Annotated in this window: 24 protein-coding genes, 3 pseudogenes and 1 riboswitch; of the genes and pseudogenes, 19 read left to right on the top strand and 8 right to left on the bottom strand. The window is 65.8% G+C overall.

Going from position 1 to position 25570, the window contains the following annotated elements:
- Positions 1-11 precede the first annotated feature (11 nt).
- The 7 genes and pseudogenes from ACQ858_RS18485 (at position 12) to ACQ858_RS18455 (ending at position 7319) form a co-directional block, all read left to right on the top strand.
- Positions 12-1843 (top strand): annotated as a pseudogene (locus tag ACQ858_RS18485) (ABCB family ABC transporter ATP-binding protein/permease).
- A 22-nt stretch (positions 1844-1865) separates the two neighbouring features.
- On the top strand, positions 1866-2804 hold the full coding sequence (locus tag ACQ858_RS18480) for a 2-hydroxyacid dehydrogenase (RefSeq protein WP_431274051.1): 939 nt from the start codon (positions 1866-1868) through the stop codon (positions 2802-2804).
- A gap of 32 nt (positions 2805-2836) precedes the next feature.
- Complete coding sequence (locus ACQ858_RS18475) at positions 2837-3811, top strand: LysR substrate-binding domain-containing protein (RefSeq protein WP_431274050.1); 975 nt, start codon at positions 2837-2839, stop codon at positions 3809-3811.
- Between the two features lie 354 nt (positions 3812-4165).
- Positions 4166-5068 carry a transporter substrate-binding domain-containing protein gene (locus ACQ858_RS18470; protein WP_431274049.1) on the top strand — a complete coding sequence of 301 codons (903 nt, stop codon included), beginning with the start codon at positions 4166-4168 and terminating at the stop codon, positions 5066-5068.
- A gap of 90 nt (positions 5069-5158) precedes the next feature.
- Positions 5159-5884, top strand: a complete 726-nt coding sequence (locus ACQ858_RS18465; RefSeq protein ID WP_431274048.1) for an amino acid ABC transporter permease — start codon at positions 5159-5161, stop codon at positions 5882-5884.
- 1 nt (position 5885) lies between these two features.
- Positions 5886-6551 (top strand): amino acid ABC transporter permease, encoded by a 666-nt coding sequence (locus ACQ858_RS18460; protein ID WP_431274047.1) that lies wholly within the window; start codon positions 5886-5888, stop codon positions 6549-6551.
- A 30-nt stretch (positions 6552-6581) separates the two neighbouring features.
- Complete coding sequence (locus ACQ858_RS18455) at positions 6582-7319, top strand: amino acid ABC transporter ATP-binding protein (protein WP_431276897.1); 738 nt, start codon at positions 6582-6584, stop codon at positions 7317-7319.
- A 134-nt stretch (positions 7320-7453) separates the two neighbouring features.
- Here the strand turns inward: ACQ858_RS18455 and ACQ858_RS18450 are convergent, their stop codons facing one another.
- A complete protein-coding gene (locus tag ACQ858_RS18450; RefSeq protein WP_431274046.1) occupies positions 7454-8299 on the bottom strand; it encodes a GNAT family N-acetyltransferase in 846 nt (281 codons plus the stop codon).
- Between the two features lie 118 nt (positions 8300-8417).
- Here ACQ858_RS18450 and ACQ858_RS18445 point away from each other — a divergent pair, with 118 nt between their 5' ends.
- Entirely contained in the window at positions 8418-9245 is an 828-nt protein-coding gene (locus tag ACQ858_RS18445) for a DUF4399 domain-containing protein (protein ID WP_431274045.1), read from the top strand.
- Here the strand turns inward: ACQ858_RS18445 and ACQ858_RS18440 are convergent.
- Both ACQ858_RS18440 and ACQ858_RS18435 read right to left on the bottom strand, forming a co-directional pair.
- On the bottom strand, positions 9232-10035 hold the full coding sequence (locus ACQ858_RS18440) for an HAD family hydrolase (RefSeq protein WP_431276896.1): 804 nt from the start codon (positions 10033-10035) through the stop codon (positions 9232-9234). The two genes, ACQ858_RS18445 and ACQ858_RS18440, sit on opposite strands and share 14 nt — an antisense overlap.
- 32 nt (positions 10036-10067) lie before the next feature.
- Positions 10068-11699: a peptide chain release factor 3 gene (locus tag ACQ858_RS18435; RefSeq protein ID WP_431274044.1), complete on the bottom strand. Its 1632-nt coding sequence runs from the start codon at positions 11697-11699 to the stop codon at positions 10068-10070.
- Positions 11700-11858: 159 nt separating this feature from the next.
- Positions 11859-11928: riboswitch (S-adenosyl-L-homocysteine riboswitch) on the top strand.
- Positions 11929-11990: 62 nt separating this feature from the next.
- Between ACQ858_RS18435 and ahcY the strand changes: the two genes are divergently transcribed.
- The 4 genes and pseudogenes from ahcY to ACQ858_RS18415 all read left to right on the top strand — a co-directional run bounded on the left by ahcY (position 11991) and on the right by ACQ858_RS18415 (position 15712).
- Positions 11991-13418 carry an adenosylhomocysteinase gene (ahcY, locus tag ACQ858_RS18430; RefSeq protein WP_431274043.1) on the top strand — a complete coding sequence of 476 codons (1428 nt, stop codon included), beginning with the start codon at positions 11991-11993 and terminating at the stop codon, positions 13416-13418.
- 19 nt (positions 13419-13437) lie between these two features.
- Positions 13438-14219: pseudogene (locus ACQ858_RS18425) on the top strand (TlyA family RNA methyltransferase).
- Between the two features lie 3 nt (positions 14220-14222).
- Positions 14223-15056, top strand: coding sequence for a methylenetetrahydrofolate reductase [NAD(P)H] (metF, locus tag ACQ858_RS18420; protein WP_431274042.1), 834 nt, complete (start codon positions 14223-14225; stop codon positions 15054-15056).
- Positions 15053-15712, top strand: a complete 660-nt coding sequence (locus ACQ858_RS18415) for a septal ring lytic transglycosylase RlpA family protein (protein WP_431274041.1) — start codon at positions 15053-15055, stop codon at positions 15710-15712. Before metF ends, ACQ858_RS18415 begins: the two co-directional genes overlap by 4 nt.
- A gap of 20 nt (positions 15713-15732) precedes the next feature.
- Here the strand turns inward: ACQ858_RS18415 and ACQ858_RS18410 are convergent, their stop codons facing one another.
- The gene (locus ACQ858_RS18410; protein WP_431274040.1) at positions 15733-16629 is read right to left on the bottom strand and encodes a 23S rRNA (adenine(2030)-N(6))-methyltransferase RlmJ; all 897 of its coding nucleotides are present in this window, start codon (positions 16627-16629) and stop codon (positions 15733-15735) included.
- 196 nt (positions 16630-16825) lie between these two features.
- Between ACQ858_RS18410 and rplM the strand changes: the two genes are divergently transcribed.
- The 4 genes from rplM to mdtD all read left to right on the top strand — a co-directional run bounded on the left by rplM (position 16826) and on the right by mdtD (position 19647).
- Positions 16826-17254: a 50S ribosomal protein L13 gene (gene rplM / locus ACQ858_RS18405; RefSeq protein WP_431274039.1), complete on the top strand. Its 429-nt coding sequence runs from the start codon at positions 16826-16828 to the stop codon at positions 17252-17254.
- A gap of 12 nt (positions 17255-17266) precedes the next feature.
- Positions 17267-17659 (top strand): 30S ribosomal protein S9, encoded by a 393-nt coding sequence (gene rpsI, locus ACQ858_RS18400; RefSeq protein ID WP_088955203.1) that lies wholly within the window; start codon positions 17267-17269, stop codon positions 17657-17659.
- A gap of 122 nt (positions 17660-17781) precedes the next feature.
- The gene (erpA, locus tag ACQ858_RS18395) at positions 17782-18147 is read left to right on the top strand and encodes an iron-sulfur cluster insertion protein ErpA (protein ID WP_088955204.1); all 366 of its coding nucleotides are present in this window, start codon (positions 17782-17784) and stop codon (positions 18145-18147) included.
- 81 nt (positions 18148-18228) lie between these two features.
- The gene (mdtD, locus tag ACQ858_RS18390) at positions 18229-19647 is read left to right on the top strand and encodes a multidrug transporter subunit MdtD (RefSeq protein ID WP_431274038.1); all 1419 of its coding nucleotides are present in this window, start codon (positions 18229-18231) and stop codon (positions 19645-19647) included.
- 21 nt (positions 19648-19668) lie between these two features.
- Here mdtD and ACQ858_RS18385 read toward each other — a convergent pair whose 3' ends face one another.
- A complete protein-coding gene (locus tag ACQ858_RS18385) occupies positions 19669-20778 on the bottom strand; it encodes an anhydro-N-acetylmuramic acid kinase (protein ID WP_431274037.1) in 1110 nt (369 codons plus the stop codon).
- Between the two features lie 38 nt (positions 20779-20816).
- Positions 20817-22166: a peptidoglycan DD-metalloendopeptidase family protein gene (locus ACQ858_RS18380; protein ID WP_431274036.1), complete on the bottom strand. Its 1350-nt coding sequence runs from the start codon at positions 22164-22166 to the stop codon at positions 20817-20819.
- Positions 22167-22336: 170 nt separating this feature from the next.
- Here ACQ858_RS18380 and tyrS point away from each other — a divergent pair, with 170 nt between their 5' ends.
- Positions 22337-23569, top strand: coding sequence for a tyrosine--tRNA ligase (gene tyrS, locus ACQ858_RS18375; protein WP_431274035.1), 1233 nt, complete (start codon positions 22337-22339; stop codon positions 23567-23569).
- Between the two features lie 39 nt (positions 23570-23608).
- Here the strand turns inward: tyrS and ACQ858_RS18370 are convergent, their stop codons facing one another.
- Together ACQ858_RS18370 and ACQ858_RS18365 are read right to left on the bottom strand one after the other, a co-directional pair.
- Entirely contained in the window at positions 23609-24220 is a 612-nt protein-coding gene (locus ACQ858_RS18370) for an OmpA family protein (RefSeq protein ID WP_431274034.1), read from the bottom strand.
- Positions 24217-24705 (bottom strand): FecR family protein, encoded by a 489-nt coding sequence (locus ACQ858_RS18365; RefSeq protein ID WP_431274033.1) that lies wholly within the window; start codon positions 24703-24705, stop codon positions 24217-24219. The genes ACQ858_RS18370 and ACQ858_RS18365 overlap by 4 nt, the downstream gene beginning before the upstream one ends.
- Before the next feature lie 233 nt (positions 24706-24938).
- Here ACQ858_RS18365 and ACQ858_RS18360 point away from each other — a divergent pair.
- Positions 24939-25112: pseudogene (locus tag ACQ858_RS18360) on the top strand (cation diffusion facilitator family transporter); the annotation flags it as partial.
- A complete protein-coding gene (gene dtd, locus ACQ858_RS18355) occupies positions 25109-25552 on the top strand; it encodes a D-aminoacyl-tRNA deacylase (protein ID WP_431274032.1) in 444 nt (147 codons plus the stop codon). The pseudogene ACQ858_RS18360 and the gene dtd, both read left to right, overlap by 4 nt.
- The last annotated feature ends 18 nt before the right edge of the window (positions 25553-25570 follow it).

Genomic DNA, 25570 nt, shown 5'->3' with positions numbered 1-25570 from the left:
GATTGTCTCCCATGCGCCGCGGCGGCGAAGCCATTTCACCTCCTCATCACGTGTCGGCCAATGAGCCTGTGCGGAGCGACCGCTCCGACTGGGCGACGCTGCGCCGGCTGTTTCCCTACCTCTGGCAGTACAAGTGGCGCGTGCTCGCGGCGCTGGCCTTCATGGTCGGCGCCAAGGTCGCGAATGTCGGCGTGCCGGTCCTGCTCAAGAACCTGGTCGATGCCATGTCGATCAAGCCAGGCAGCGCGGCGTCGCTACTGGTGGTGCCGTTCGGTCTGCTGCTGGCCTATGGGCTGCTGCGGCTGTCCACTTCGGTATTCAACGAGTTGCGCGAGCTGGTCTTCGCCAAGGCCACCGAGGGCGCTGCGCGCCGCATTTCGCTGGAGGTGTTCCGGCATCTGCATTCGCTGAGCCTGCGCTTCCACCTGGAGCGCCAGACGGGCGGCATGACCCGCGACATCGAGCGCGGCACGCGCGGCGTGCATTCGTTGATCTCGATGTCGCTCTACAGCATCGTGCCGACGATCATCGAGCTGACGCTGGTGCTCACCGTGCTCGGCGTGAAGTTCGACGCGCTCTTCGTCTGGATCACGCTGGCTGCGCTGGTGTTCTACATCACCTTCACCGTGACGGTGACCGAGTGGCGCACCCAGTTCCGCAGGACGATGAACGAACTCGACACGATGGCGCAGAGCCGCGCTGTCGATTCGCTGCTCAACTACGAGACGGTCAAGTACTTCAACAACGAGGACTTCGAGGCCGGCCGCTACGACGCGAGCCTGGAGCGCTACCGCCGTGCCGCCGTCAAGAGCCAGACCACGCTGAGCCTGCTCAACGCGGGCCAGCAAGTCATCATCGCGATCAGCCTCGTGGCAATGCTCTACCGCGCGACGCAGGGCGTGGTCGACGGGCGCATGACGCTGGGTGATCTCGTGATGGTCAACGCCTTCATGATCCAGCTCTACATCCCGCTGAACTTCCTCGGCGTGATCTACCGCGAGATCAAGCAGAGCCTGACCGACCTCGACAAGATGTTCCTGCTGCTCGAGAAGGAGCGCGAGGTGCGCGACGCGCCGGGCGCCCGGCCGCTGGCGGGCATGGATTCGACGGTGCGCTTCGAGAACGTGAACTTCGCCTACGAGGCCGCGCGGCCGATCCTCAAGAACGTGAGCTTCGAGATCCCCCCGGCAAGACGGTCGCGGTCGTCGGGCCGTCGGGCTCGGGCAAGTCCACCCTGGCGCGGCTGCTCTATCGCTTCTATGACGTCCAGCAGGGCCGCATCACCATCGGCGGCGAAGATGTCCGCGGCGTGACGCAGGCGAGCGTGCGGCAGGCAATCGGCATCGTGCCGCAGGACACGGTGCTCTTCAACGACACCATCGAGTTCAACATCGCCTACGGACGCCCCGGTGCCAGCCGCGCCGAGGTCGAAGAGGCCGCGCGCGCCGCGCGGATCCACGACTTCATCGCGCACACGCCCAAGGGCTACGAGACGATGGTCGGCGAGCGCGGGCTGAAGCTCTCCGGCGGCGAGAAGCAGCGCGTGGCGATCGCGCGCACGCTGCTGAAGAACCCGCCGATCGTGATCTTCGACGAGGCGACTTCGGCGCTGGATTCCGCCAACGAGCGCGCGATCCAGGCCGAACTCAAGAGTGCGGCGCGCAACAAGACCACGCTGGTGATCGCGCACCGCCTCTCGACGGTGGTCGATGCGCACGAGATCCTCGTGCTCGAAAGCGGCGTGATCGTCGAGCGCGGCACGCATGCCGAGCTGCTCGCCAGCCAGGGCAAGTACGCGCAGATGTGGAGATTGCAGAAGCTCGAGGCCGAGCCCGTGCTTTGATTTCGCTTGAGGAGTTGCCTGAATGTCCGGGAAGATTCCCCTTTTGGTGTTGAACAGTCTTTCGAGTGCGCACCAGGCGCGGGTCGCAGCGGTCTACGACATGACCTACGCCCCCACGCCGGCCGAGCGCGCGGCGGCCATTGCCGCCAACGGCGCGAAGTACCGTGCGGTGCTGACGATCGGCGTCATCGGCCTGACGTCGGAAGAAATGGCGGCGATGCCGAAGCTCGAACTCGTCTGCGCGATGGGCGCGGGCTATGAACGCATCGCCCTGGAGACGGCGCGTGCGCGCGGCATCGTGGTCGCGAACGGCGCCGGAACCAACGACGACTGCGTGGCGGACCATGCCTTCGGCTTGCTGATCGGCATCGTGCGGCGCATCCGCACGCTCGACCGTCAATGCCGCGAAGGCGTCTGGCGCGAGGAGATCCCGCAGCCGCCGAATGTCTCGGGCAAGAAGCTGGGCATCCTCGGGCTCGGCACCATCGGGCAGAAGATCGCCAAGCGCGCGGCGGGCTTCGACATGGCCATCGGCTATCACAACCGCAAGCCGCGCGAAGGGGCGCCGCATCGCTATTTCGACAGCCTGGAAGCGCTGGCCCAGTGGGCCGATGTGCTGGTCGTGGCGACGCCGGGCGGCCCCGGCACGCAGCATCTGGTCAACGCCAGGGTGCTCGATGCGATCGGGCCGGAAGGCTACCTGGTGAACATCTCGCGCGGCAGCGTCGTCGACACAGAGGCACTCGCGGCCGCGTTGCGTTCGGGCCGCATCGCCGGCGCGGGGCTCGATGTGTACGAGAGCGAGCCCCTGCGCCCCGAGCCGTTGATCGCCCTCGACAACGTGCTGCTGACGCCGCACATGGCCGGGTGGTCTCCCGAGGCGACGCAGGCGTCGGTGAACCGGTTCATGGAGAACGCCGAAGGGCACTTCGCCGGCCGTGGCGTCGTGTCGCCGGTTTAGGCGGGCAGTCGGCGCTCGCATAATCGCCTTTCATGGAAACCAAGTGGCTTGAAGACTTCGTCAGCCTGGCCGAGACGCGCAGTTTCAGCCGATCGGCGCAGTTGCGTCACGTGACGCAGCCGGCCTTTTCGCGGCGCATCCAGGCGCTCGAAGGATGGGCCGGCACCGACCTGGTCGACCGCAGCTCCTATCCGACGCGCCTCACGCCGGCGGGGCAGACGCTCTACGGGCAGGCCATCGAGATGCTCCAGGCGCTGCAAAGCACGCGCGCCATGCTGCGGGGCCATTCGGCCGCGGCGCAGGACGTGATCGAGTTCGCCGTTCCGCACACGCTGGCCTTCACCTTCTTCCCCTCATGGGTGACCAGCCTGCGCGAGCAGTTCGGGCCGATGAAGAGCCGGCTCATCGCGCTCAACGTGCACGATGCCGTGCTGCGGCTGGTGGAAGGCAGCTGCGACCTGCTCATCGCGTATCACCATCCCTCGCAGCCGCTGCCGCTCGATGCCAACCGCTACGAGATGGTGAGCCTCGGCGAGGAAGTCGTGGCGCCCTGGGTCAAGCCCGATGCCGACGGTGCGCCGCGCTTCCGGCTGCCCGGCCGCGCAGGGCAGCCGCTGCCCTATCTCGGCTATGCGCCGGGGGCGTACCTCGGGCGCGTGGTCGACCAGTTGCTCAAGGAATCGGGCACCGCCATCCACCTGGACCGCGTCTACGAAACCGACATGGCCGAGGGGCTCAAGGTCATGGCGCTGGAAGGGCACGGCATCGCCTTCCTGCCCCAGAGCGCGGTGCGCAAGGAAGTCCGCGCCCGCACGCTCGTGAGCGCACTGCCGCCGGAGATCGACCGTCTGGAAGCGACCATGGAGATCCGGGCGTACCGCGAGCGCCCGGCCGCGTCGGCCAAGGGCGCGGGCCGCGCGGGCAAGGCCGAGTCCGCGCCGGCGCAGACCAAGGGCACGGTCGAAGCGTTGTGGGCCTATCTGGTCCAGACGCAGCCGGCACGCTGAGCGCCGCTGTCGCGCTCCTGCGCGCGTTTGTGCATTGCACAAATCTATGTAGCCGGCGCATGCCGTGCGTTGCATACGGCATTGGCGCTCGCGACCCGTCTTGCTTACAGTTCGCGCAGTTCGCTGTCGCACAGACCGGTGTGCAGGGAGACGACTTCGCAGGTCGGCACACCGGGCACAAAGGCTGCTTGATGAGCCTGGGCCAAGCGTCATGCGTCGGTCGCACCAGTGCGGCGCTCCTGCACACTGAATGCGGCCCGACACCGGTGCGTCTCGCACCGGGTTGGTCCCGGTTTTCCACGGAACGTGAATGTCTAGAATCCCGACCTACCTTTCAGTCACTCAGGAGTCCCTATGAAGAAGCAGGTATTGGCATTGGCCGTCTTGGCGCTGGCCACGAGCGCAGCGTTTGCACAGGCCAATGACACCCTCGCCAAGATCAAAGCGAGCGGCAGCGTCACCATGGGTGTTCGCGATTCGTCCGGCGCATTGGCCTACACGATTGGCGACGGCAAGTACGTCGGCTTCCATACCGAGATGTCCGAGCGAATCCTGGCCGACATCCAGAAGCAGCTCGGCCTGCCCAAGCTCGACATCAAGCGCCAGCTGGTGACCTCGCAGAACCGCATTCCGCTGGTGCAGAACGGCACGGTCGATCTCGAGTGCGGCTCCACCACCAACAACCTGACGCGCCAGAAGGACGTGTCCTTCGCGGTGACCACCTACGTCGAGGAAGTGCGCATCGCCGTCAAGGCCGACTCCGGCATCAGCTCGATCAAGGACCTCAACGGCAAGACCGTTGCGACCACCACCGGCACGACCTCCGTGCAGACGCTGCGCAAGAACGAGCGCGCGCAAGGCATCGACTTCAAGGAAGTCATGGGCAAGGACCACGCCGACAGCTTCCTGCTGCTCGAATCCGGCCGTGCCGACGCCTTCGTGATGGATGGACAGATCCTCGCAGGCAACATCTCCAAGTCGAAGAACCCGGCCGGCTTCAAGATCGTCGGCGAACCGCTGTCGATCGAGCCGATCGCCTGCATGGTGCGCAAGGACGACCCGGCCTTCCTGAAGGCGGTGGACGACAGCATCAAGCGCCAGATCGCCGACGGCTCGCTGGCCAAGCTCTACGACAAGTGGTTCATGCAGCCGATCCCGCCGACCAACACCAAGGTCGGGCTGCCGATGTCCGAAGCGACCAAGGCCGCATGGGCGAACCCCAACAACCGGCCGATGGAAGACTTCAACAAGAAGTAATCGGCATGGCCTGAAACGCAAACGCCCGCCCTTGCGGCGGGCGTTTGTTTTCGGATATCCAATCAACCAACAACGATTGAGGAGATCCCGATGGGGAATTGGGATTGGCAGGTCTTACTGCAGGATCCGGGAGGAAAGATCCCGACCTATTGGCAATGGCTGCTGTCGGCCTGGGGCTGGACCATTTCGGTGGCCCTGACCGCACTGGTGATCGCGCTCGTTCTCGGATCGGTCATCGGGGTCATCCGCACCTTGCCGAACAGCCCGTTGTGGGTGCGCTTCGGCAATGCCTGGGTCGAACTGTTCCGCAACATCCCGCTCCTGGTCCAGATCTTCCTCTGGTACCACGTGGTGCCAGCGATCTTCCCGTCGATGCGCGACGTGCCCCCGTTCATCCTCGTGGTGCTGGCGCTGGGCTTCTTCACCTCCGCGCGGATCGCCGAACAGTTGCGCTCCGGCATCCAGGCGCTGCCGCGCGGACAGCGCTATGCGGGCATGGCGGTGGGCTTCACGACCCCGCAGTACTACCGCTACGTGATCCTGCCGATGGCCTACCGGATCATCATTCCGCCGCTGACCAGCGAATCGATGAACATCTTCAAGAACTCCTCCGTGGCCTTCGCGGTGTCGATCGCCGAGATGACGCAGTTCGCGATGCAGGCTGGTGAAGAGACGGCGCGGCCGATGGAGATGTACCTCGCCGTCACCGTGCTCTATGTGATCTCGGCGTTCGCGATCAACCGCATCATGGCCTACATCGAGAAGAAGACACGGGTGCCCGGCTTCATTGCCTCCGCGGGCGGGGGAGGACACTGACATGCATCTCGATTTCTCCTTCTACAACTGGGACGTCATCACCGGCTTCCTGATGAAGGGGCTGTACTTCAGCCTCTTCCTCACCGTCGTGGCGACGCTCGGCGGCGTGGTCTTCGGAACGCTGCTGGCGCTGATGCGCCTGTCGGGCAAGAAGTGGCTGGACGCGCCCGCGGCCATCTACGTCAACGGCATGCGGAGCATTCCGCTGGTGATGGTGATCCTATGGTTCTTCCTGCTGGTGCCGTTCATCATCGGCCGGCCGATCGGCGCCGAGGTGTCGGCGATCGTCACCTTCATCGCGTTCGAGGCCGCGTACTTCAGCGAGATCATGCGCGCGGGCATCCAGTCGATCCCGCGCGGCCAGGTCTTCGCGGGACAGGCCATGGGCATGACTTACACCCAGAACATGACGCTGGTGGTGCTGCCGCAGGCCTTCCGCAACATGCTGCCGGTGCTGCTCACGCAGACCATCATCCTGTTCCAGGACACGTCGCTGGTGTATGCCATCGGCGCCTACGACCTGCTCAAGGGCTTCGAGACCGCCGGCAAGAATTTCGGCCGGCCCATCGAGTCCTATCTGCTCGCGGCGGTGGTGTACTTCGTCATCTGCTATGCGCTCTCGTACCTGGTCAAGCGTCTTCACAAGAAGATCGCCATCATTCGTTGAACACCGAAAGGGAAAGTCATGGCTGAGAACATGATCGACATCAAGAACGTTTCCAAGTGGTACGGGCCCGTGCAGGTGCTCAACGACTGCTCGGTGAGCATTGCGAAGGGCGATGTGGTGGTGGTGTGCGGGCCGTCCGGTTCGGGCAAGTCCACGCTCATCAAGACCGTGAATGCGCTGGAGCCGATCCAGAAGGGCGACATCACGGTCAACGGCGTGCGCGTCAACGACCCCAAGACCGACCTGCCGAAGCTGCGCTCGAAGGTGGGCATGGTGTTCCAGCACTTCGAGCTGTTCCCGCACCTGTCGGTGACCGAGAACCTCACGATCGCACAGGTCAAGGTGCTGGGCCGCAGCCTCGACGAGGCCAAGACCCGCGGCCTCAAGATGCTCGACCGCGTGGGCCTGATGGCGCACAAGGACAAGTTCCCCGGCCAGCTCTCCGGCGGCCAGCAGCAGCGCGTGGCGATCGCGCGTGCGCTGTCGATGGACCCGATCGTGATGCTGTTCGACGAGCCCACCTCGGCGCTCGACCCCGAGATGGTCGGCGAAGTGCTCGACGTGATGGTGTCGCTGGCCAAGGAAGGCATGACGATGATGGTCGTCACGCACGAAATGGGCTTTGCGCGCAAGGTCGCCAGCCGCGTGATCTTCATCGACGTCGGCGGGCGCATCCTCGAGGACTGCTCGAAGGACGAGTTCTTCGGACACCCCGAAAACCGTCAGCCGCGCACCAAGGACTTCCTCAACAAGATCCTGCAACACTAGATCGCCCCCAGGCTGCGCGCACTTCGTGTCGCTTCGCCAACCCCCGTCCGGGGGCGGTGCCGGCAGGCCGGCGGAGCCGGATCTGCGGCACCCCTGGTATTGAGCAGCCTCGCGATGCGGGGCTTTTTTGGGCGTCAGCCGAGCTCGAAGGTCGTGATGCCGTAGACCCGCTCCAACTCGCAGGCTGGCGCCGGGCCTGCATACATGCGGGCGGTCTCGAACACGCTTTGCATGCCGTGCGCTTCGGCCAGCGTCACCGCATCGGCGTTGGGCAGCGGGATGTCCACGTAGATCGTCTCACCGGCCGGCACGCTCGCGCAAAGCGCCTCGAAAAGTGCGTTCGCGACGTCGGGGTTTTCGGCCACGAGCGGACCGATCTTGCGGCCCTCCCGGCAGCGCCGGATCAACCCCCATCCGGCGAGCCGGCCCTGGTCCATCCACGCGAGCCCGGTGGATTCGGGCATCGAAATCCAGCTGCGGAGAAAGGCCTCGCGCGACGCGGGAAACACGCGGCGATCGTCGGCGCGCGGCAGGTCGAAATCGACCGCCCTGAGAGGAACGATTTGCGCCGGCCTGACGCCGCTCGCATCCCGCGCGACGCCGGCGAACCGCACGTTGTTCCATGCCAGCTCGAAGCCGCTGCGCCGGTAGTTGTCCTGCTGCGCGGGAACGCCATCGAGACCGACGACGTGACCCTTGAGCCTTTTCATGCCGGCCTTCCAGAGCTGCATGCCGATACCCCGGCCGCGCCACGTCGGCGCGACGATGTACAGGCCGAGGAAGCCGAACCGCCCGCTGTACGACACCGCGCTGATGAAGCCGACGGGCAGACCTTCGTGCTCGGCCACGAGGAAGCCGTCCGCATCGGCCGCATGGAAGCAGCGCGCATCGTGCAGGCCCGGATTCCAGCCTTCAAGCGCCGCGGCATCGATCGCGAGCTGGATCTCGTCGCCTCGCAGTGTTCGTATCGCAACGTTCATGCGCACATTGTTCCGGGACGAGCGGTCATGGTGTGACTGAATTTCCAGAGCGACATCTCGGGTTGTAACTAAATCAGTAACTCGATGACACAATTTGCCGACTTCTGGAGGAGTTCGCATGTTCGATGGAATTCGCCGCGCAGCCGGCATGGGGGCGTCTTTGGCCTTGGTCTCGCTGGCGGCAGTGAGCGCCTTCGCGCAGGCGGGGCCGCCCGCGGAGGGCGTCGAAGGCGTCACGCACCCCTGGGTGGTGCCGCCGCCGAACTGGTCGCCGGAGGCCTACTTCACCAACCTCAAGGACGGCGCCACGCTGGAGTCGCCTTTCGTCGCGCGATTCGGTCTGTCGATGCGCGGAATCGTTCCGGCGGGCAAGACGGCGGGCACGGCGGGCCACCACCACCTGTTGATCGACCAGCCGCTGCCGCTCGACTTCACGAAGCCGCTGCCGTTCACCGAGCACTACATCCACTTCGGCAAGGGCCAGATGGAGGCGGTCGTGAATCTGCCGCCCGGCACCTACACGATGCGGTTGGTGCTGGCGGACCAGGGACACATCCCGTACTTCGTCTACAGCAAGCCGCTGAAATTCACGGTGAGCAAGCAGAACCAGGGCGTGACCGCGGCCAGCCTGCAGGGGCCGCCGCGCATCGAGGTGCTGAGCCCGGCCGACCACGCGACGGTGCAGACGCCGCTGCGCGTGCAGATGCATGCGACGGGCTTCAACATCTCGCACGCCGGACCCAAGGTGCCGGACACCGGCCACTTCCGGCTCGTGCTGGACCGCGCGGGCCAGAAGGCTGAAGTCATCGACCTCGATGGCGGACAGACCGAGCTGTGGCTGAATCCGCCGAAGGGCGACTACAGCGCCAGGCTCGAACTCATGAGCAACACCGCCACCGGCAACGTGATCGCGCGCGCGAAGACCGTGGCCTTCAGCGTGCGCTGAGGTTTTTCGCGGCGAGCACGGCGGCGGCCGCTTCCGCGAAGCCCGCGCCGCGCTCGCGCTGCGAGACGTAGCGCGGGAGGTGCGACAGCGCGCTCTCGAAGCGGCGGACATTGGCCACGCCGATGCTGTGCGCGAAGTGCTCGAACATCAGCGCGTCGTTGGTCGAATCGCCGACATAGGCCCAGCGGTCCATTTCGTCGTCGAGACGGCGCCCCCAGAGCTCCCGCACGATCCACCGCGCGCCGGCCAGCTTGTTGTGATCGCCCCACCAGCCATTGACGTGGATGCTGCTGACGGTGGCGTGCATGCCCTCGCTGCGCATCACGGCGACGACCTCGGCGATCGTGTCGTCATCGAGGGTCGTGAATTCGCTGTGGTCGATCGCGATGTCGCATTCGCGGCCCGCCGAATCGGTGGCGCGGCGCGCGCCGGGGATGTTCTTCTCGATGCGCTCGAGCACCGCCTGCATGCGCTCGAAATTGCGTTCGCGCGTCGCGGCGTCCTGCTGGTAGCGCTTCTCGAGGCGGCCGTCGCCGGTCGGCACCAGCGCGACCGCGCCGTTCTCTGCCACGATCGCATCGATCGGCCAGACGGCCGCGAAGGGCTCGCTCCAGCCGACGGGGCGGCCGGTCACCGCCACGACGTGGAGGCCGGCCGCCTTCAATGCAGCCATGGCGTCCAGCGCATCGGGCGTGATCGCGCCTTCGGTGGTCAGCGTGTCGTCGATGTCGGTGAAGACGCCGACCAGCCGCTGCCGTGCCTGCAGCGGCCAGTCCGCGAGGGGCCGCATCAGCCGTCCGTTGGCGGCAGCGCCTGCGGTGCTCATCCGCCGGCGGACTGCAAGGCCAGACCCGCGTGTTCGCGCAGCGGATGGAAGTGGATCTTCGGAAAGCGTTCCTGCGCGAGCCGCACGTCGTAGGGCGAGGTGCACAGAAACGCCAGCGTATCCGCCGCATCGCGCGCCATGCGCTGCGGATAGGCGTCGACGAAGGTGCGCAGCTCCGCCGGCGTGTCGGCGGTGATCCAGCGTGCGCCGGTGTACTGGCAGCCTTCGAGGCGGATGTCCGCGTCGTATTCGGTCTTGAGGCGGTGCTGCACGACTTCGAACTGCAGCTGGCCGACCGCGCCCAGCAGCATCGGGCCGCCGATCTCGGGGCGGAACACCTGGATCGCGCCTTCCTCGCCGAGCTGCGCCAGGCCCTGCTGGAGCTGCTTGGTGCGCAGCGGGTTCTTGAGGATGACCGTCATGAACAGCTCGGGCGCGAAGAAGGGCAGGCCAGTGAACTGCAGCGACGCACCATCGGTGATCGTGTCGCCGAGCTGCACGCCGCCGTGCGTGGTGAAGCCGACGATATCGCCCGCGTAGGCCTCCTCGACCGCCTCGCGGCGCTGGCTCATGAAGGTCACGACGCTGGTGGGCCGAAGCTCCTTGCCGGTGCGCTGCACCTTGAGCTTCATGCCCGGCGTGTAGCGGCCGGAGGCCATGCGCACGAAGGCAATGCGGTCGCGGTGGTTGGCGTCCATGTTGGCCTGCACCTTGAAGACGACGCCGGCGAAGTCCTTGTCGTCCGGCTGGATTTCCTTGGTCACCGGCTGGCGGTTGACCTGCGTGGTGCTCACGCGCGGCTGTGGCGGCGGCGCCGGGTCGACCAGCGCATCGAGCACTTCCATGACGCCGAAGTTGTTGACGCCGGAGCCGAAGAACACCGGCGTCTGCTTGCCGGCGAGGAAGGCCTCGCGATCCCATTCCGGTGAAGCGCCGGTGGCGAGCTCCATGCTCTCCATCGCGGCGTCGAATTCGTGGCCGAAGCGCTTCTGGAGCTGTTCGCGGTGGGTCAGCGGGATGGTCTCGAAGTCCTGCGGCAAGCGCTCGCTGCCCGATTCGAACACCGTCATCGCCTGCGTGCGCAGGTTGATGATGCCGCCGAAGGACTTGCCCTGGCCCACCGGCCAGGTCATCGGCACGCAGGGCATGCCGAGCTCGCGCTCGATCTCGTCGAGCAGCTCGAGCGGCTCGCGGACCTCGCGGTCCATCTTGTTGACGAAGGTGAGGATCGGCGTGTCGCGCTGGCGGCAGACCTCGATCAGCCGGCGCGTCTGCGCTTCGACACCGTTGGCCGCGTCGATCACCATCAGCGCCGAGTCGACCGCGGTGAGCACGCGGTAGGTGTCTTCGGAGAAGTCCTTGTGGCCGGGCGTGTCGAGGAGGTTGATGACGTGGTCGCGATACGCCATCTGCATCACCGAGGACGCCACCGAAATGCCGCGCTGCTTCTCGATTTCCATCCAGTCCGAGGTGGCATGCCGCGATGCCTTGCGTGCCTTGACCGAGCCGGCGATCTGGATCGCGCCGGAGAACAGCAGCAGCTTTTCCGTCAGCGTGGTCTTGCCCGCGTCGGGGTGGGAAATGATCGCGAACGTGCGGCGTCGGCGGGTTTCGGAAGCGAAGGTCATGGAGTGAACGCCAAAGGGTGAACGTAGGGCGCTCACGGGCGCGGGCGGCAAGGCAAAGCCCGCAATTTTACCGAGCGGCGCCTCGACGAGCCAGGCGCGGGCTGCCAGGGCATTTGCGCGCTCGATGGCGGGTCCTTGCCGGGAACGTTAAAATGCGCGGCTTCCGAGGAGCGTTGCAGCGCCGGCAGGCGTGAGGCTCGGACCCACATCGCAACCACGCTCACCCGCTCGTCTCGCGGTGAGTCCTTCCCCGAACGCAGTGGCATCTTTCAAACTTGTTTTGGAGCCGACATGAGCGCCGTTCTCAAATCCACCGCCGATCAGGCGATCGCCGACATTTCCCTCGCCGCCTGGGGCCGCAAGGAAATCCGCATTGCCGAAACCGAAATGCCCGGCCTGATGGCCATCCGCGAGGAATTCGCCAAGAGCCAGCCGCTCAAGGGCGCGCGCATCACCGGCTCGCTGCACATGACGATCCAGACCGCGGTGCTGATCGAAACGCTGCAGGCCCTGGGCGCGAATGTGCGATGGGCGTCGTGCAACATCTTCTCGACGCAAGATCATGCGGCTGCGGCCATCGCCGCCCATGGCACGCCGGTGTTCGCGATCAAGGGCGAGTCGCTCGAAGACTACTGGGACTACACCCACCGCATCTTCGACTTCGGCGCCAAGGGCTCGGCCGGCGAAGGCCCGAACATGATCCTGGACGACGGCGGCGACGCCACGCTGCTGATGCATCTGGGCCAGCGCGCCGAGAAGGACCAGAGCGTGCTCGCCAACCCGACGAGCGAGGAAGAGCGCATCCTTTACGCCGCGATCAAGGCCAAGCTGGCGGTCGATTCGACCTGGTACAGCCGCAAGTCGGCCGAGATCATCGGCGTGACCGAGGAAACGACCACCGGCGTGCACCGCCTGAACGAAATGAGCGCCAAGGGCACGCTGCTGTTCCGCGCGATCAATGTCAACGACTCGGTCACCAAGAGCAAGTTCGACAACCTCTACGGCTGCCGCGAATCGCTGGTGGACGGCATCAAGCGCGCCACCGACGTGATGGTCGCCGGCAAGATCGCCTGCGTGGCCGGCTACGGCGACGTGGGCAAGGGCTCGGCGCAGGCGCTGCGCGCACTGAGCGCGCAGGTGTGGGTCACCGAGATCGACCCGATCAATGCGCTGCAGGCCGCGATGGAAGGCTACAAGGTCGTGACGATGGAATACGCGGCCGACAAGGCCGACATCTTCGTGACCACCACCGGCAACCGCGACGTGATCCGCCACGAGCACATGGCCGCGATGAAGGACCAGGCGATCGTCTGCAATATCGGCCACTTCGACAACGAGATCGATGTCGCCTCGCTCGAGAAGTACGAGTGGGAAGAGATCAAGCCGCAGGTCGACCACATCACCTTCCCGGACGGCAAGAAGATCATCCTCTTGGCCAAGGGCCGCCTGGTGAACCTCGGCTGTGGCACGGGTCATCCGAGCTTCGTGATGTCCTCGTCGTTCGCGAACCAGACGATTGCGCAGATCGAGCTCTTCACCAAGCCCGATGCCTACAAGGCCGGCAAGGTCTATGTGCTGCCCAAGCACCTCGACGAGAAGGTCGCGCGCCTGCACCTGAAGAAGGTCGGCGCCATGCTGACCGAACTCACCGATGCGCAGGCGGCCTACATCGGCGTCAACAAGAACGGCCCTTACAAGCCGGACACCTACCGCTACTGAGCGGGGCGGGCGTAGCGCCTTGCGCGCCGATCAATTGCTCGTCGAACGCGGTCTCGCCGCGTCGCGCTCGCAGGCGGTGCGCCTCATCGCGGGCGGAATGCGCTGGCGCGACGGGGCGACGACTGGCGCACCGTCGCCAAGAACGGCGACGAGGTGCCCGAGACGGCCGAGCTCGAGCTGCTCGATGCGGCCGAGGCGCGCTACGTGTCGCGCGGCGGCCTGAAGCTCGAAGGTGCGCTGGCCTCCACCGGCGTCGATCCGAAAGGCAAGCGGTGCCTCGACGTCGGGCAGTCGACCGGCGGCTTCACCGACTGCCTGCTGCAGCACGGTGCCGGGCACGTGATCGGCGTCGACGTCGGTCACGGCCAGTTGCATCCGCGCTTGCAGACGGACGCGCGCGTGACGGCGATCGAAGGCGTCAATGCCCGATCGCTCGGTCGCGATGCGTGGGCGTCGCGGTCGCCGGAGGATTCGACCTTCGACCTGATCGTCGGCGATCTCTCCTTCATTTCGCTGACCCTCGTCCTCCCGGCGCTGGCGCCGCTGCTGAAGCCTGGCGGCGACCTGCTGATGCTCGTCAAGCCGCAGTTCGAACTGCAGCCCGGGCAGATCGGCAAGGGCGGCATCGTGCGCGATCCCGCACTCTACGGCGTGGTCGAGCGGCGGTTGCGCGATGCCTGTTCATCGCTGGGCCTGCGCGTCCTGCACTGGCAGGGCAGCCCCATCGTGGGCGGCGATGGCAATCGTGAGTTTTTCATTCATGCCGTTCTTGCGACCGGCGAACAAGAAGACAAGGAGTAGGCCGTGCGCCTTCCGCTCAGTTTTGAATTCTTTCCACCCAAGACGCCCGAAGGCGCGGCCAAGCTGCGCGCGGTGCGGCAGCAGCTCTATGCGATGAGCCCCGAGTTCTGCTCGGTCACCTACGGCGCGGGCGGCTCCACGCACCACGGCACCTTCGGTACCGTAAGCGAAATCCTCGCCGAAGGCGTGTCTGCCGCCAGCCATTTCTCGTGCATCGGTGCGACGAAGGCGACGGTGCGCACGCAACTGGCCGAGCTCAAGGCGATGGGCGTCAAGCGCCTGGTGGCATTGCGCGGCGACCTGCCGAGCGGCTACGGCATCGGCGGCGAGTTCCTCTACGCGAGCGACCTGGTTGCCTTCATCCGCGCGGAGACCGGACGCGATTTCCACATCGAGGTCGCGTGCTATCCCGAAGTGCATCCGCAGGCGAAGTCGCCCGAGGCCGATCTGCAGGCCTTCGCCGCCAAGGTTCGCGCGGGTGCGGATTCGGCCATCACGCAGTACTTCTTCAGCCCCGAGGCGTACTGGCGCTTCGTCGATGAAGCGCGCGCGCTGGGCATCGACACGCCCATCGTGCCGGGCATCATGCCGATCACCAGTTCGACGCAGCTCATGCGCTTCTCCGACGCTTGCGGCGCGGAGATCCCGCGCTGGATTCGCCTGCGGTTGCAGAGCTTCGGCGATGACGCCGCGTCGATCAAATCGTTCGGGCTCGACGTGGTGTCCGCGCTGTGCGAGCGGCTTCGCGAGGGTGGCGCTCCGGCGCTGCACTTCTACACGATGAACCAGTCGACGGCGACCCTGGGCGTGCTGGAGCGCCTCGGCTGGAGCACATGAGGTCGGGCGCCCGTCTCGCCAGGTGTGTCGCAGCGGCTGCGGTGGCGGTGCTGCTCGCCGCCTGCTCGACGACACCGACGCCAACCGATGGCTCGGGTGGCGTGAAGCAGGGCGGGCTCCGGCCGCTGGTCAGGCAACCGTCGTTGCCGCCGGGTGCGCCGCCCCGCTCGCACGTGCCCTCGCTGCGCTACGACCTTGCGGTGCCGGGCGCCGGCGAGCTGGATGACGGGCAGCCGGAGGACCCCAACCGCGAGGTCTTCGAGCGCGGCGGCGCGTCCTGGTACGGCATCCAGTTCCATCAGCGCAAGACCGCCAGCGGCGAGCGGTTCGACATGACCGACTTCACCGCTGCGCACAGGACGCTGCCCTTCAACACCCGTGTGTGCGTGCGCAGTCTGGTGAATGGCCGAGAGGTGCTGGTCCGTATCAATGACCGCGGGCCTTACGCCGCGGGACGGATCATCGACCTGAGCCGTGCCGCGGCCGAGTCCATCGGTCTGGTGGGGCTCGGGATCAAACAGGTCGCCCTGTCGGTCGTCGACAAGGAGGACAACTGCGCGGGGACCCCCGTCGGCGAAGCCGAGTCGCCGGTCCAGGACGTGCCGGAAACGCCGGCCCGGGCGAAGCGCAAGGTCGCGCCTCGCAAGCGGCGCTGAAAGCGCCGCCTTGCGTTTCTTCAGTTGCCGCCGCTGTCGAGCGAGAAGGCGGCGTTGCGGTCCTGCGCCAGCCGCTGCGCCATCTGGGGCAGTGCGGTCTCCAGCTGGGCCTTCAGCGTGTAGGGCGGGTTGATGAGGAACATGCCGCTCGCAGGCAGGCCGGGGCGGTGTCTGGCGCCGGACGCATCCGTGACGATCTTGCTCGACTTGACCGTCAGCGTCGCATGCAGCCACGGCTTGCCGGCCTTGGTCGCGAGCGTCTTGAGGCGGCGCGGCAGGTCGTGCGCCTCGGGCCGCGGGATGATCGGATACCAGACGGCGTACGTCCCGGTGGCGAAGCGCTTGAGCGCGCCCGTGATGAACTCGAGAACGCGTGCGTAGTCGCTCTTGATCTCGTAGCTCGGATCGCAGAGCACCAGCGCACGGCGCGAGGGCGGCGGCAGGAATTTGGTCGCGCTGCCGAAGCCGTCCTCCCGCAGCACGGCGATCTGCCGTCCCGCATCGAGCTGGGCGATGTTCGCGTCGAGCGATCGGGCATCGGTGGGGTGGAGCTCGAACAGCTTGAGCCTGTCGTGATCGCGAAGCAGGTGATGCGTGATGAACGGCGAACCGGGATATATCCGCACGTTGCCCTTGGCGTTGAAATCCCGGACCACCTCCATGTAGCGCGCGAGCGCATCGGCGAGCGGGGCGCCGGCTTCAGGGGCCGCAAAAAGCCGCAGCACGCCATCGACCGCCTCGCCGCTGGTGCCGGCGTAGTCGCCGTCGAGGCGGTAGAGGCCGGCGCCGGCGTGCGTGTCGACGACGGTCAGCGCCGAGTCCTTTTCGAGCAGGTGGTCGAGCGTGGCAATCAGCACCGTGTGCTTGAGCACGTCGGCGTGGTTGCCGGCGTGGAATGCGTGGCGGTAGCTGAACATAGGCCTCGATGGTAACCATCCGGCGCGTTCGGACCGCGCCAATTGCGGCCTCGGTGCGGTTTTTCGTATAATGGCGGGCTTCGCAGCGCTCCAGTGGCCCCGCGGCGAAGCACTTTTACCCACCTAAGAGACTCCCGACAGAGGAATTCCGACCGTGGAAAAGGGCCCGCCAAACCCTCTTTTGAAAGAGAAACTCATGTCTACGTTCAGCGCAAAGCCCGCTGACGTGAAGCACGAGTGGTTTGTGATTGACGCGACCGACAAGGTCCTCGGACGAGTAGCCAGCGAAGTTGCTCTCCGTCTGCGCGGCAAACACAAGGCCATTTACACGCCTCACGTCGATACCGGCGACTTCATCGTCGTCATCAACGCATCGCAACTGCGTGTCACCGGCGCCAAGCCGCTTGACAAGGTGTACTACCGCCACTCGGGCTACCCGGGCGGCATCACGGCCACCAGCTTCCGCGACATGCAAGCCAAGCACCCGGGCCGCGCCCTGGAAAAGGCCGTCAAGGGCATGCTGCCCAAGGGCCCGCTCGGTTACGCGATGATCAAGAAACTCAAGGTGTACGGTGGCGCAGAGCACCCGCATACCGCCCAACAGCCCAAAGTGCTGGAACTGTAAGGAGCCTTGAGAATGATTGGTGAATGGAACAATGGCACCGGCCGTCGCAAATCGAGCGTCGCCCGCGTGTTTCTGAAGAAGGGCACCGGCAAGATCACGGTGAACGGCAAGGACATCCAGGATTTCTTTGGCCGCGAAACCTCGATCATGATCGCCAAGCAGCCCCTCTACCTGACCAACAATGTCGAAACCTTCGACATCCTGGTCAACGTGGCAGGCGGCGGCGAGTCGGGCCAGGCCGGCGCAACGCGCCATGGCATCACCCGCGCGCTGATCGACTACGACGCGTCGCTCAAGCCGGTGTTGAGCCAGGCTGGCTTCGTCACCCGCGATGCGCGTGAAGTCGAGCGTAAGAAGGTCGGCCTGCATTCCGCACGCCGCCGCAAGCAGTTCTCGAAGCGCTAAATCCAAAGCGTTTTGGGCTTACGGCCCGAGTTGTCAAAAAAGCCGCCTTCGGGCGGCTTTTTGCTGATTGAAGTAGCATTCATTTATTCGGCCGCACGACCGGCCCCACAGGAGTTCTCTCGATGAGTGCCGTTGCAGAAAATGTTCAAACCCAGATGCCCGACCCGATCGTCTTCACCGACAGCGCGGCGGCCAAGGTGGCCGACCTGATCGCCGAGGAAGGCAATCCGGATCTCAAGCTGCGCGTGTTCGTGCAGGGTGGCGGTTGCTCCGGTTTCCAGTACGGTTTCACGTTCGATGAAATCACCAACGAGGACGACACGACGATGACCAAGAACGGCGTGTCGCTCCTGATCGACGCGATGAGCTATCAATACCTCGTCGGCGCCGAGATCGACTACAAGGAAGATCTCCAGGGCGCGCAGTTCGTGATCAAGAACCCGAACGCCACCAGCACCTGCGGCTGCGGATCGAGCTTCTCGGCTTGATGCGACCGGCCGATTCGCGCCGTTTGTCAAAGCCGCCTCCGGGCGGCTTTTTGCTGCCTGCCCCTTTTTCGAACTGATCGCATGGTGCCAACCGAATCTCCGCGCAGGAGCCTGCTGTGGCTCGTGGCCATTGGCTTCTTCATGCAGACGCTCGATGCGACGATCATCAACACGGCCCTGCCGGCGATGGCGGCGAGCCTTGGCGAGAGCCCGCTGCGCATGCAGTCCGTGGTCGTCGCCTACGCCTTGACGATGGCGATGCTGATCCCGGCCTCCGGATGGCTGGCGGACCGCTTCGGTACGCGCCGCGTCTTCTTCTGCGCCATCGTCCTGTTCGTCGCCGGATCGGTGCTGTGCGCCTTGTCCCGCGGCATCGGGCAACTGGTGGCCGCGCGGGTGATCCAGGGACTCGGCGGTGCGCTCCTGCTGCCGGTGGGCCGCCTCGCACTGCTGCGCTCGGTGCCGCGCGCGGAGTTCCTTGCCGCGATGAGCTTCGTGGCCATACCGGGGCTCGTCGGACCTCTGCTCGGTCCGACCCTCGGCGGATGGCTGGTTCAGTACGCCTCGTGGCATTGGATCTTCCTGATCAACGTGCCGGTCGGACTCATCGGCTGCCTTGCGACGTTGCGCATCATGCCGGACCTGCGCTTGGCGCAGCAGCATCGCTTCGACGGCGTGGGATACGCACTGCTCGCCTTTGGGATGGTCGCAATTTCGCTGGCGATCGATGGCGTGTCGGGGCTCGGCCTGCGCCAGGCTGGCGTGATGGTGGTCCTCGTGTTCGGCTTTGCAAGCATCACCGCGTACTGGCTGCATGCGGTCAGGCGGCCTTATCCGCTCTTCGAGCCGGCGCTGTTCGGCATCCCGACGCTGAGCATCGGCTTGCTCGGCAATCTCTTTTGCCGGCTTGGAAGCGGCTGCATGCCTTTCCTGGTTCCCTTGCTGCTGCAGGTTTCGATGGGCTACTCGCCGCTCCATGCCGGCCTGATGATGCTGCCCATCGCGCTTGCCGGCATGAGCATGAAGCGCTTCGCCACGCCCTTGATCAAGCGCAACGGCTATCGCCGGGTTCTGGTGATCAACACATCGCTCGTCGGCTTGACGATGGCCAGTTTCGGATTGACGACGCCCGAGCAGCCGATCGCCTTGCACATCGTGCAACTGGTGATGTTCGGCGCGGTGAACTCGCTGCAGTTCACCGCGATGAACACCATCACGCTGAAGGACCTGGACAGCAGCATGGCCAGCGCCGGCAACAGCCTCTTGTCGATGGTGCAGATGCTGGCGATGAGCCTGGGCGTGGCGGTGGCGAGCGCCGTGCTGGCCGGCTACACCGGGATTTTCGGGAGCGCGACGCCGCTGGCGACACTGCATGCCTTCGAAGCCACGTTTGTCAGCATGGGGCTGATCACCTTGGCTTCTGCATTGATCTTCTGGAACTTGCCGCCGGAAGCGAGGGCGGTCCAGCCGGCGCAGCCGGAAGTCTCGGGCCAGGGCTGAGGGCGTGGCTGTCGCCCCCGCTCACGCAGGGTAGACGGCGCCGAGGACGCGCGGCCCGCGGGCGCCGGTCACGCTCGCGAGATTGCCGGGCTCGCCGCGCAGCGCACCGCGCGCCAGCCAGGCGAAGGCGGCGGCTTCCACTTCCTGCGGCGGCAGGCCGCGTTCGACGGACGACACGACTTCGACCGTCGGCAGCAGGGCGCGGAGCCGGGAGAGAAGGTGGTGGTTGAGCGCGCCACCGCCGCACACGATCAGCAGTTGGCTGCCCGCACCGTACCGTTTCAGATGTTCGGCGCAGACGGCGGCCGTCAGTTCCGTCAATGTGGCTTGGACGTCGGCGGGGTCGGCTTCGGCGGTGCCCAGGTGTGCGGCCAGCCAGTTCGGGTTGAACAGGTCGCGGCCGGTGCTCTTGGGCGGGCTCTTGGCGAAATAGCTGTCACCGAGAAGTCGCGCCAACAGTTCGGGCACCACGCGGCCGCTCGCCGCCCATTGACCACCGACGTCGTAGGGCTGGCCAATGTGCGTCTGGCACCAGTGGTCGATCAGTGCATTGCCCGGCCCGCAGTCGAAGCCGAGCACCGCGCCTTCACCCGCCGGAAGGATGCTGAGATTGGAGATGCCGCCGATGTTCAGCACCGCGACGCCCTGGTCGTCGCGCGCAAACAGCGCCCGGTGGAAGCCTGGAACGAGCGGCGCCCCCTGCCCGCCGGCAGCCACGTCCCGGCTGCGGAAATCCGCGACGACCGGGATGCCGGTCAGCTCGGCGAGGAGGGAGGGATTGTTGATCTGCAGCGTGTAGCCGACATCGTCGAACTCCCCGGGCCGGTGCCGCACGGTCTGGCCGTGCGCACCGATCGCCGTCACGGCGCTGGGCGGCAGACCGGCATCGGCAATCAGTTGATGCGCCACGCCCGCATAGGTGTTGGCGAGGCGGTTGCCGGCCAGGGCCGCCCGATGCAGCTCGTTGTCTCCGGGGGTGTTGAGTGCCATGAGCTCGGCACGCAGCCCGGCAGGGAACGGCGCCGCTACGTAGCCTTGGACCGCAATGCGTCCGCCCGAAAAGTCGGCGAGCACGCCATCGACGCCATCCATCGACGTCCCCGACATCAGGCCGATGAAGAGTTCAGCCATCTTTCGGGTCCAGCAGATCCGGCGCTACGAGACCCGCGTCAGTCCGCGCTCGCCTGAACCACCGAGAAGGCGGCGGACAACTCGGCGCGTGTTGCGGCTGCGAGCCGCTCGAAAGCGGGGCGCGACGCAACACTGATCGGGGTGCCGCCGTCCTGCTGGGCAATCGTGGTCGGGTCCCGATACTCGCCATTCACGCGGAATTCGAAGTGGAGGTGAGGCCCGGTCGCCCAGCCGGTCGAACCGACCGCACCCAGGGTCTGGCTCTGGCTCACGCTCTGGCCGACCCGGACGTCGATGCGGCTCAGGTGCGCATACGCGGTTTCCTGATTGCTGCGGTGCTTCAGGATCACGATGTTTCCGTAGCCGCTCTGGATGCCGGCAAATTCCACGGTGCCGTCGCCGACGGCGCGGACCGGCGTTCCGGTCGGCGCCGCGAAATCGATGCCGTGATGCTGGCGCCAGCTGTTCAGGATCGGGTGCAGGCGCATCGCGAATCCGCTGCTCACCCGGGAGAACTGGACTGGCGAGGAGAGATAGGCGCGGCGGAGGCTGTCGCCGTCCGGTCGGTAGTAGCCGCCTTTTTTCCCCGGCTCCTGGAACCACAGCGCCTGATGCAGCTTGCCGCCGCTTTCGAATTCTGCGGAGAGGACGCGACCCGTCCGCAGCGTCTGCCCATCGCCATCGAAGGTCTCGTAGACGACGGCGAAGCGGTCGCCCTTGCGCAGCGCCCGGAAGTCGACGTCGCCGGAAAAGACATCCGCCAGCTGGCTCGCGACCGCGTCGGGAATGCCGGCGTCATCCGTGGCCGCAAACAGCGAGGTGCGCACAATGCCGCTCGCAAGGCGGGTGCCCGGCGTCAGGGTGTCGGTTTCGGACTTCGTCCGAAAGCCCACGGGCGTCTTTTCGACGACGACGCGCTTGAAGTTGCCATCGCCGTCCGGAATCCAGCGCGCGCTGAGCCTTTGCAGCGTGTTGTCCGGCGTGGCTTCGGCGGTCACGGTCCGACCGGCGCGGCTCAGAAGCGCGCTGCGTGCTTCCTGATTGCCACGCACGAAGGCGGCCGCAGAGGGATCGGCGATACCGAGTCGCTGCAAGAGCGCCTCGGCCGTGTCGCTCGACCGGGTGATCTCGCTGCGGAAAAGGGTAAAGCTGTGGTTGTCGAGCGCCTCGACCTGTTCGGCGAAGGACAGCGGGGTCACTGCTTCGAACACCTGCTTGACGGGAAGGTCGGCCGCATCGGGGCCGAGTGAGGCGACGGCAAAGGCGCCGCCGCCTGCGGACAGGAGCAGCGCGGCAACGGCAGCCGTGATCTGCTTCGGATACGTCCGAAAAATGTGGGCCACGCGGGAAGCAATCAGCTCCTCGGCGGCAAGAATGCCGTTGATCAAAACTTCGAATTCCAGCTCAGGTTGTGCGAAACCGTGCTGCGGGGACCGTGTCGAACGGGCGGCAGGACGGTGCGGGGAGCAGCGCCGCTTAGAATTCGGCGCTTGAAAAAGTCGGGCAGAGTATAGCCGTGGCATGACTTTCGCCATATGAACGCTCGCCCTAAAGCCCAATGAAACCCGGTTTTGTTACATCCCCAAGTCTGTCTGAAGGCGTAGGAAAAGCGCTCGAAATTTCACTTCGTGGAACCGACGAGCTTCTTCCGCAGGACGAGTGGATCCGGAAGCTTCAGCGGTCCGAGGCGACGGGGACGCCGCTCAGGATCAAGCTCGGCCTGGACCCCACCGCGCCGGATATCCACATCGGTCACACGGTGGTGCTCAACAAGATGCGCCAGCTCCAGGATCTTGGACACACGGTGATCTTCCTGATCGGGGATTTCACGACCACCATCGGCGATCCCTCCGGCCGCAATTCCACGCGGCCGCCGCTGACCCGCGAGCAGATCGAGGCCAACGCCCAGACTTACTACCGGCAGGCCAGCCTGGTGCTCGATCCGGCGAGGACCGAGATCCGCTACAACTCCGAGTGGAGCGATCCGCTCGGCGCCCGCGGCATGATCCAGCTCGCGGCGAAGTACACCGTGGCTCGGATGATGGAGCGCGAGGATTTCAACAAGCGCTTCAAGGCCGGCCAGTCGATCTCCGTGCATGAGTTCCTCTATCCGCTGATGCAGGGCTACGACTCGGTCGCGCTGCGGTCCGACCTCGAACTCGGCGGTACCGATCAGAAGTTCAACCTGCTGATGGGCAGGCATCTTCAGCAGGAATACGGCCAGGAGCCTCAGTGCATACTCACTATGCCGCTGCTCGAAGGTCTCGATGGCATCGAAAAGATGTCGAAGAGCAAGAACAACTACATCGGCATCAGCGAAGACCCGAACACCATGTTCGCCAAGGTCCTCTCGATCTCGGACACGCTGATGTGGCGCTGGTACACGCTGCTGAGTTTCAAGTCGATCGCCGAGATCGAAGCGCTCAGGGCCGAGGTTGAGGCCGGCCGCAATCCCAAGGACGCCAAGGTGGGGCTCGCCAAGGAGATCACCGCGCGCTTCCACAGCGCGGCGCTCGCCGATGCCGCCGAGCAGGATTTCATCAACCGCAGCAAGGGCGGTGTGCCTGATGAGATTCCGGAAGTGAGCTTGTCCGGTGCCCCGCTGGGCATCGCCCAGCTGCTCAAACAGGCGGGCCTCGCGCCTTCGACGTCCGAAGGCAACCGGCTCATCGACGGCGGCGGCGTGCGCGTCGACTCGAGCGTGATCAGCGACAAGGGCTTGAAGCTGCCCGTCGGAAGCTACGTGGTGCAGGTCGGCAAGCGCAAGTTCGCGCGCGTCCATCTGAGCTGAGACCGACCGGACGCGATGGGGCGTCCTTCCGACGCCGGGTCAGCGCACTTCGATGGTCACGCGGCGGTTCCGGGGCTCCGGAACCTCGTCGCCCGTCTGGATGGCCAGCTCGCGCTCACCTCTGCCGACGGCCTCGACGCGCTGGGGCTGAAAGCCTCGGTCCACGAAGATCTGTCGCACCTGTGCCGCGCGCACGCTCGAGAGTTCGTCGTTGTGCGCGACCGTCCCGACGGTGTCGGTGTGACCGGTCACGACAATCTCGCCGCCGCTGCGTGCCTGCGCCGCCGCCAATGCTTCATTCAGCGCGCGTTGCGAAGCCGGCGTCAGCGTTGTTTCGTTCGCCTCGAAGTAGACCGTGAAGCGCTGCGACGGTGGCGGCATGAGCTCGAAGAGCGTCTTGTTCTCGGCCTCCACGCGGGTCGGGTCGGCCTTGTCGACGACCGGCGCCCCGCGGGCGTGCGCCTTCGTGGTCGCACGCTGAAAGGGTTCGGACAGCGTCTCTTCGCCGCTCCCCGTGCTGACGATGACGGCGGACGGCTTGCCGTCCGGCTGCGGCAGCAGCACCACGCGCGTTCCAGGGGCAGAACATGCCGTGATGGCCAGCGCCGTCAACAGGCCCGTGACCAGGAAGCTGAGGCGACGGAATGTCACGGTTGCGGGTCGGCTTGAACGATGAAATCGGTGCCGCGGATACCGATGACCGCGGTGGGCGTTTCGACCCGGATCGCATCGGGATGCGTCTTGCCGATCAGGCCGGTGACCATTCGTGCGGAGCCCTGCAACAAGGAGACGAGCATGCCGCCGTCCTGCGTGGTCGAATCGAAATGGAACTCCTTGAGGTCCAGCCGCGAGGCCGGGCCCACGACCAGCTTGGTGCCGTCGCGCAGAACCACGCTCGCGCCCGAGTCGGCGCCGGTCACGATGCGGTCGATGGGCGCGACGACGTCGCCGGATTTGGCGGTCCGCGTCGATCCGTCCGGTGCAAGCAGGCGGACGTCCCCGCGCACGGACTTGAGGACGCCCGCGCGCGCTTCGGGTTGCGCTTTGGCGGGGCTTGGAGTGGTCTGTGCCAGTGTGCTCGCGCTGGCACAGACGAGAACAAGGCCGCATAGGACCTGGGCGATGCTTTTGATCACGAGAGTATTTGCAGGGGCTTTTCGGTACGTAAATAGTACGCGAGTAGTACCGGCGACTCGGGGAGTGGTGGGCGGATCGCGATAATTCAGTGGCTTTTTGAAGACTTTGGCTCACTCGATTCGTTCTTGTCGACCCTCCTACCTTTCTCGAAGCTCTCCACATTGAGCCCGCGGGCGCTGCTTCGCGTCTCGATCGCGGTCGCCCTCGTCACCATCGTGCTGAAGGGGTGGGCTGGCGATCTTCCCAGGGGCTGATGGACGAGGCGCTGGATGCGAAGACCCAGTCCGTCCTGCGCGCCACGCTCGAGCAGGAGCTGATGGATGCCGTGCCCGGTCTGCGCGTCACCATCCAACTGCTGCCGCTCGGGATGGAGGCGCGTGCCACTCAAAAGGAACACTCGAAATGAAAGCACTCCTGCAGCGCGTCAGCAGCGCGCGCGTCGACATCGAAGGCCGCACCGTCGGTGCCATCGGTACGGGCTTGCTCGTCCTGCTGTGCGCCGAGCGTGGCGATACCGATGCGCAGGCCGACCGCATGCTGGCCAAGATCCTGAAGCTGCGCATCTTCTCGGACGATGCCGGAAAGATGAACCTGAGCGTCCAGGACGTGGCCGGGGGATTGCTGATCGTGAGCCAGTTCACGCTCGCGGCCGATGCGAGCGCCGGCAATCGGCCGAGCTTCACGCAGGCCGCCCCGCCCGATGAAGGCCGTCGGCTTTACGAGCACTTCGTTTCGAAGGCCCGGGCGGCGCATGCGGTAGTCGCGACCGGCGAGTTCGGTGCCGACATGAAGGTGCATCTGGTCAACGATGGTCCGGTGACCATTCCGCTGCAGATGACGCCCTGAGTGCTGCGGCGGCGCGCG

It is taken from the genome of Variovorax ureilyticus (assembly GCF_050632185.1).
Taxonomy (GTDB): domain Bacteria; phylum Pseudomonadota; class Gammaproteobacteria; order Burkholderiales; family Burkholderiaceae_C; genus Variovorax; species Variovorax ureilyticus_A.
The sequence above is the reverse complement of the archived record's forward strand: the minus strand, read 5'-3'. Positions and strand labels throughout refer to the sequence as shown.

Coding starts and splice junctions, on each gene's coding strand:
- erpA (WP_088955204.1), top strand. CDS start 17,782: ATGAGTGCCGTTGCAGAAAATGTTCAAACCCAGATGCCCGACCCGATC.
- ACQ858_RS18410 (WP_431274040.1), bottom strand. CDS start 16,629: ATGTTCAGCTACCGCCACGCATTCCACGCCGGCAACCACGCCGACGTG.
- ACQ858_RS18435 (WP_431274044.1), bottom strand. CDS start 11,699: ATGACCTTCGCTTCCGAAACCCGCCGACGCCGCACGTTCGCGATCATT.
- ACQ858_RS18415 (WP_431274041.1), top strand. CDS start 15,053: ATGAGGTCGGGCGCCCGTCTCGCCAGGTGTGTCGCAGCGGCTGCGGTG.
- ahcY (WP_431274043.1), top strand. CDS start 11,991: ATGAGCGCCGTTCTCAAATCCACCGCCGATCAGGCGATCGCCGACATT.
- mdtD (WP_431274038.1), top strand. CDS start 18,229: ATGGTGCCAACCGAATCTCCGCGCAGGAGCCTGCTGTGGCTCGTGGCC.
- rpsI (WP_088955203.1), top strand. CDS start 17,267: ATGATTGGTGAATGGAACAATGGCACCGGCCGTCGCAAATCGAGCGTC.
- ACQ858_RS18460 (WP_431274047.1), top strand. CDS start 5,886: ATGCATCTCGATTTCTCCTTCTACAACTGGGACGTCATCACCGGCTTC.
- ACQ858_RS18450 (WP_431274046.1), bottom strand. CDS start 8,299: ATGAACGTTGCGATACGAACACTGCGAGGCGACGAGATCCAGCTCGCG.
- ACQ858_RS18440 (WP_431276896.1), bottom strand. CDS start 10,035: ATGCGGCCCCTCGCGGACTGGCCGCTGCAGGCACGGCAGCGGCTGGTC.
- tyrS (WP_431274035.1), top strand. CDS start 22,337: ATGAAACCCGGTTTTGTTACATCCCCAAGTCTGTCTGAAGGCGTAGGA.
- ACQ858_RS18455 (WP_431276897.1), top strand. CDS start 6,582: ATGATCGACATCAAGAACGTTTCCAAGTGGTACGGGCCCGTGCAGGTG.
- ACQ858_RS18465 (WP_431274048.1), top strand. CDS start 5,159: ATGGGGAATTGGGATTGGCAGGTCTTACTGCAGGATCCGGGAGGAAAG.
- ACQ858_RS18475 (WP_431274050.1), top strand. CDS start 2,837: ATGGAAACCAAGTGGCTTGAAGACTTCGTCAGCCTGGCCGAGACGCGC.
- rplM (WP_431274039.1), top strand. CDS start 16,826: ATGTCTACGTTCAGCGCAAAGCCCGCTGACGTGAAGCACGAGTGGTTT.
- dtd (WP_431274032.1), top strand. CDS start 25,109: ATGAAAGCACTCCTGCAGCGCGTCAGCAGCGCGCGCGTCGACATCGAA.
- ACQ858_RS18480 (WP_431274051.1), top strand. CDS start 1,866: ATGTCCGGGAAGATTCCCCTTTTGGTGTTGAACAGTCTTTCGAGTGCG.
- ACQ858_RS18470 (WP_431274049.1), top strand. CDS start 4,166: ATGAAGAAGCAGGTATTGGCATTGGCCGTCTTGGCGCTGGCCACGAGC.
- ACQ858_RS18385 (WP_431274037.1), bottom strand. CDS start 20,778: ATGGCTGAACTCTTCATCGGCCTGATGTCGGGGACGTCGATGGATGGC.
- ACQ858_RS18445 (WP_431274045.1), top strand. CDS start 8,418: ATGTTCGATGGAATTCGCCGCGCAGCCGGCATGGGGGCGTCTTTGGCC.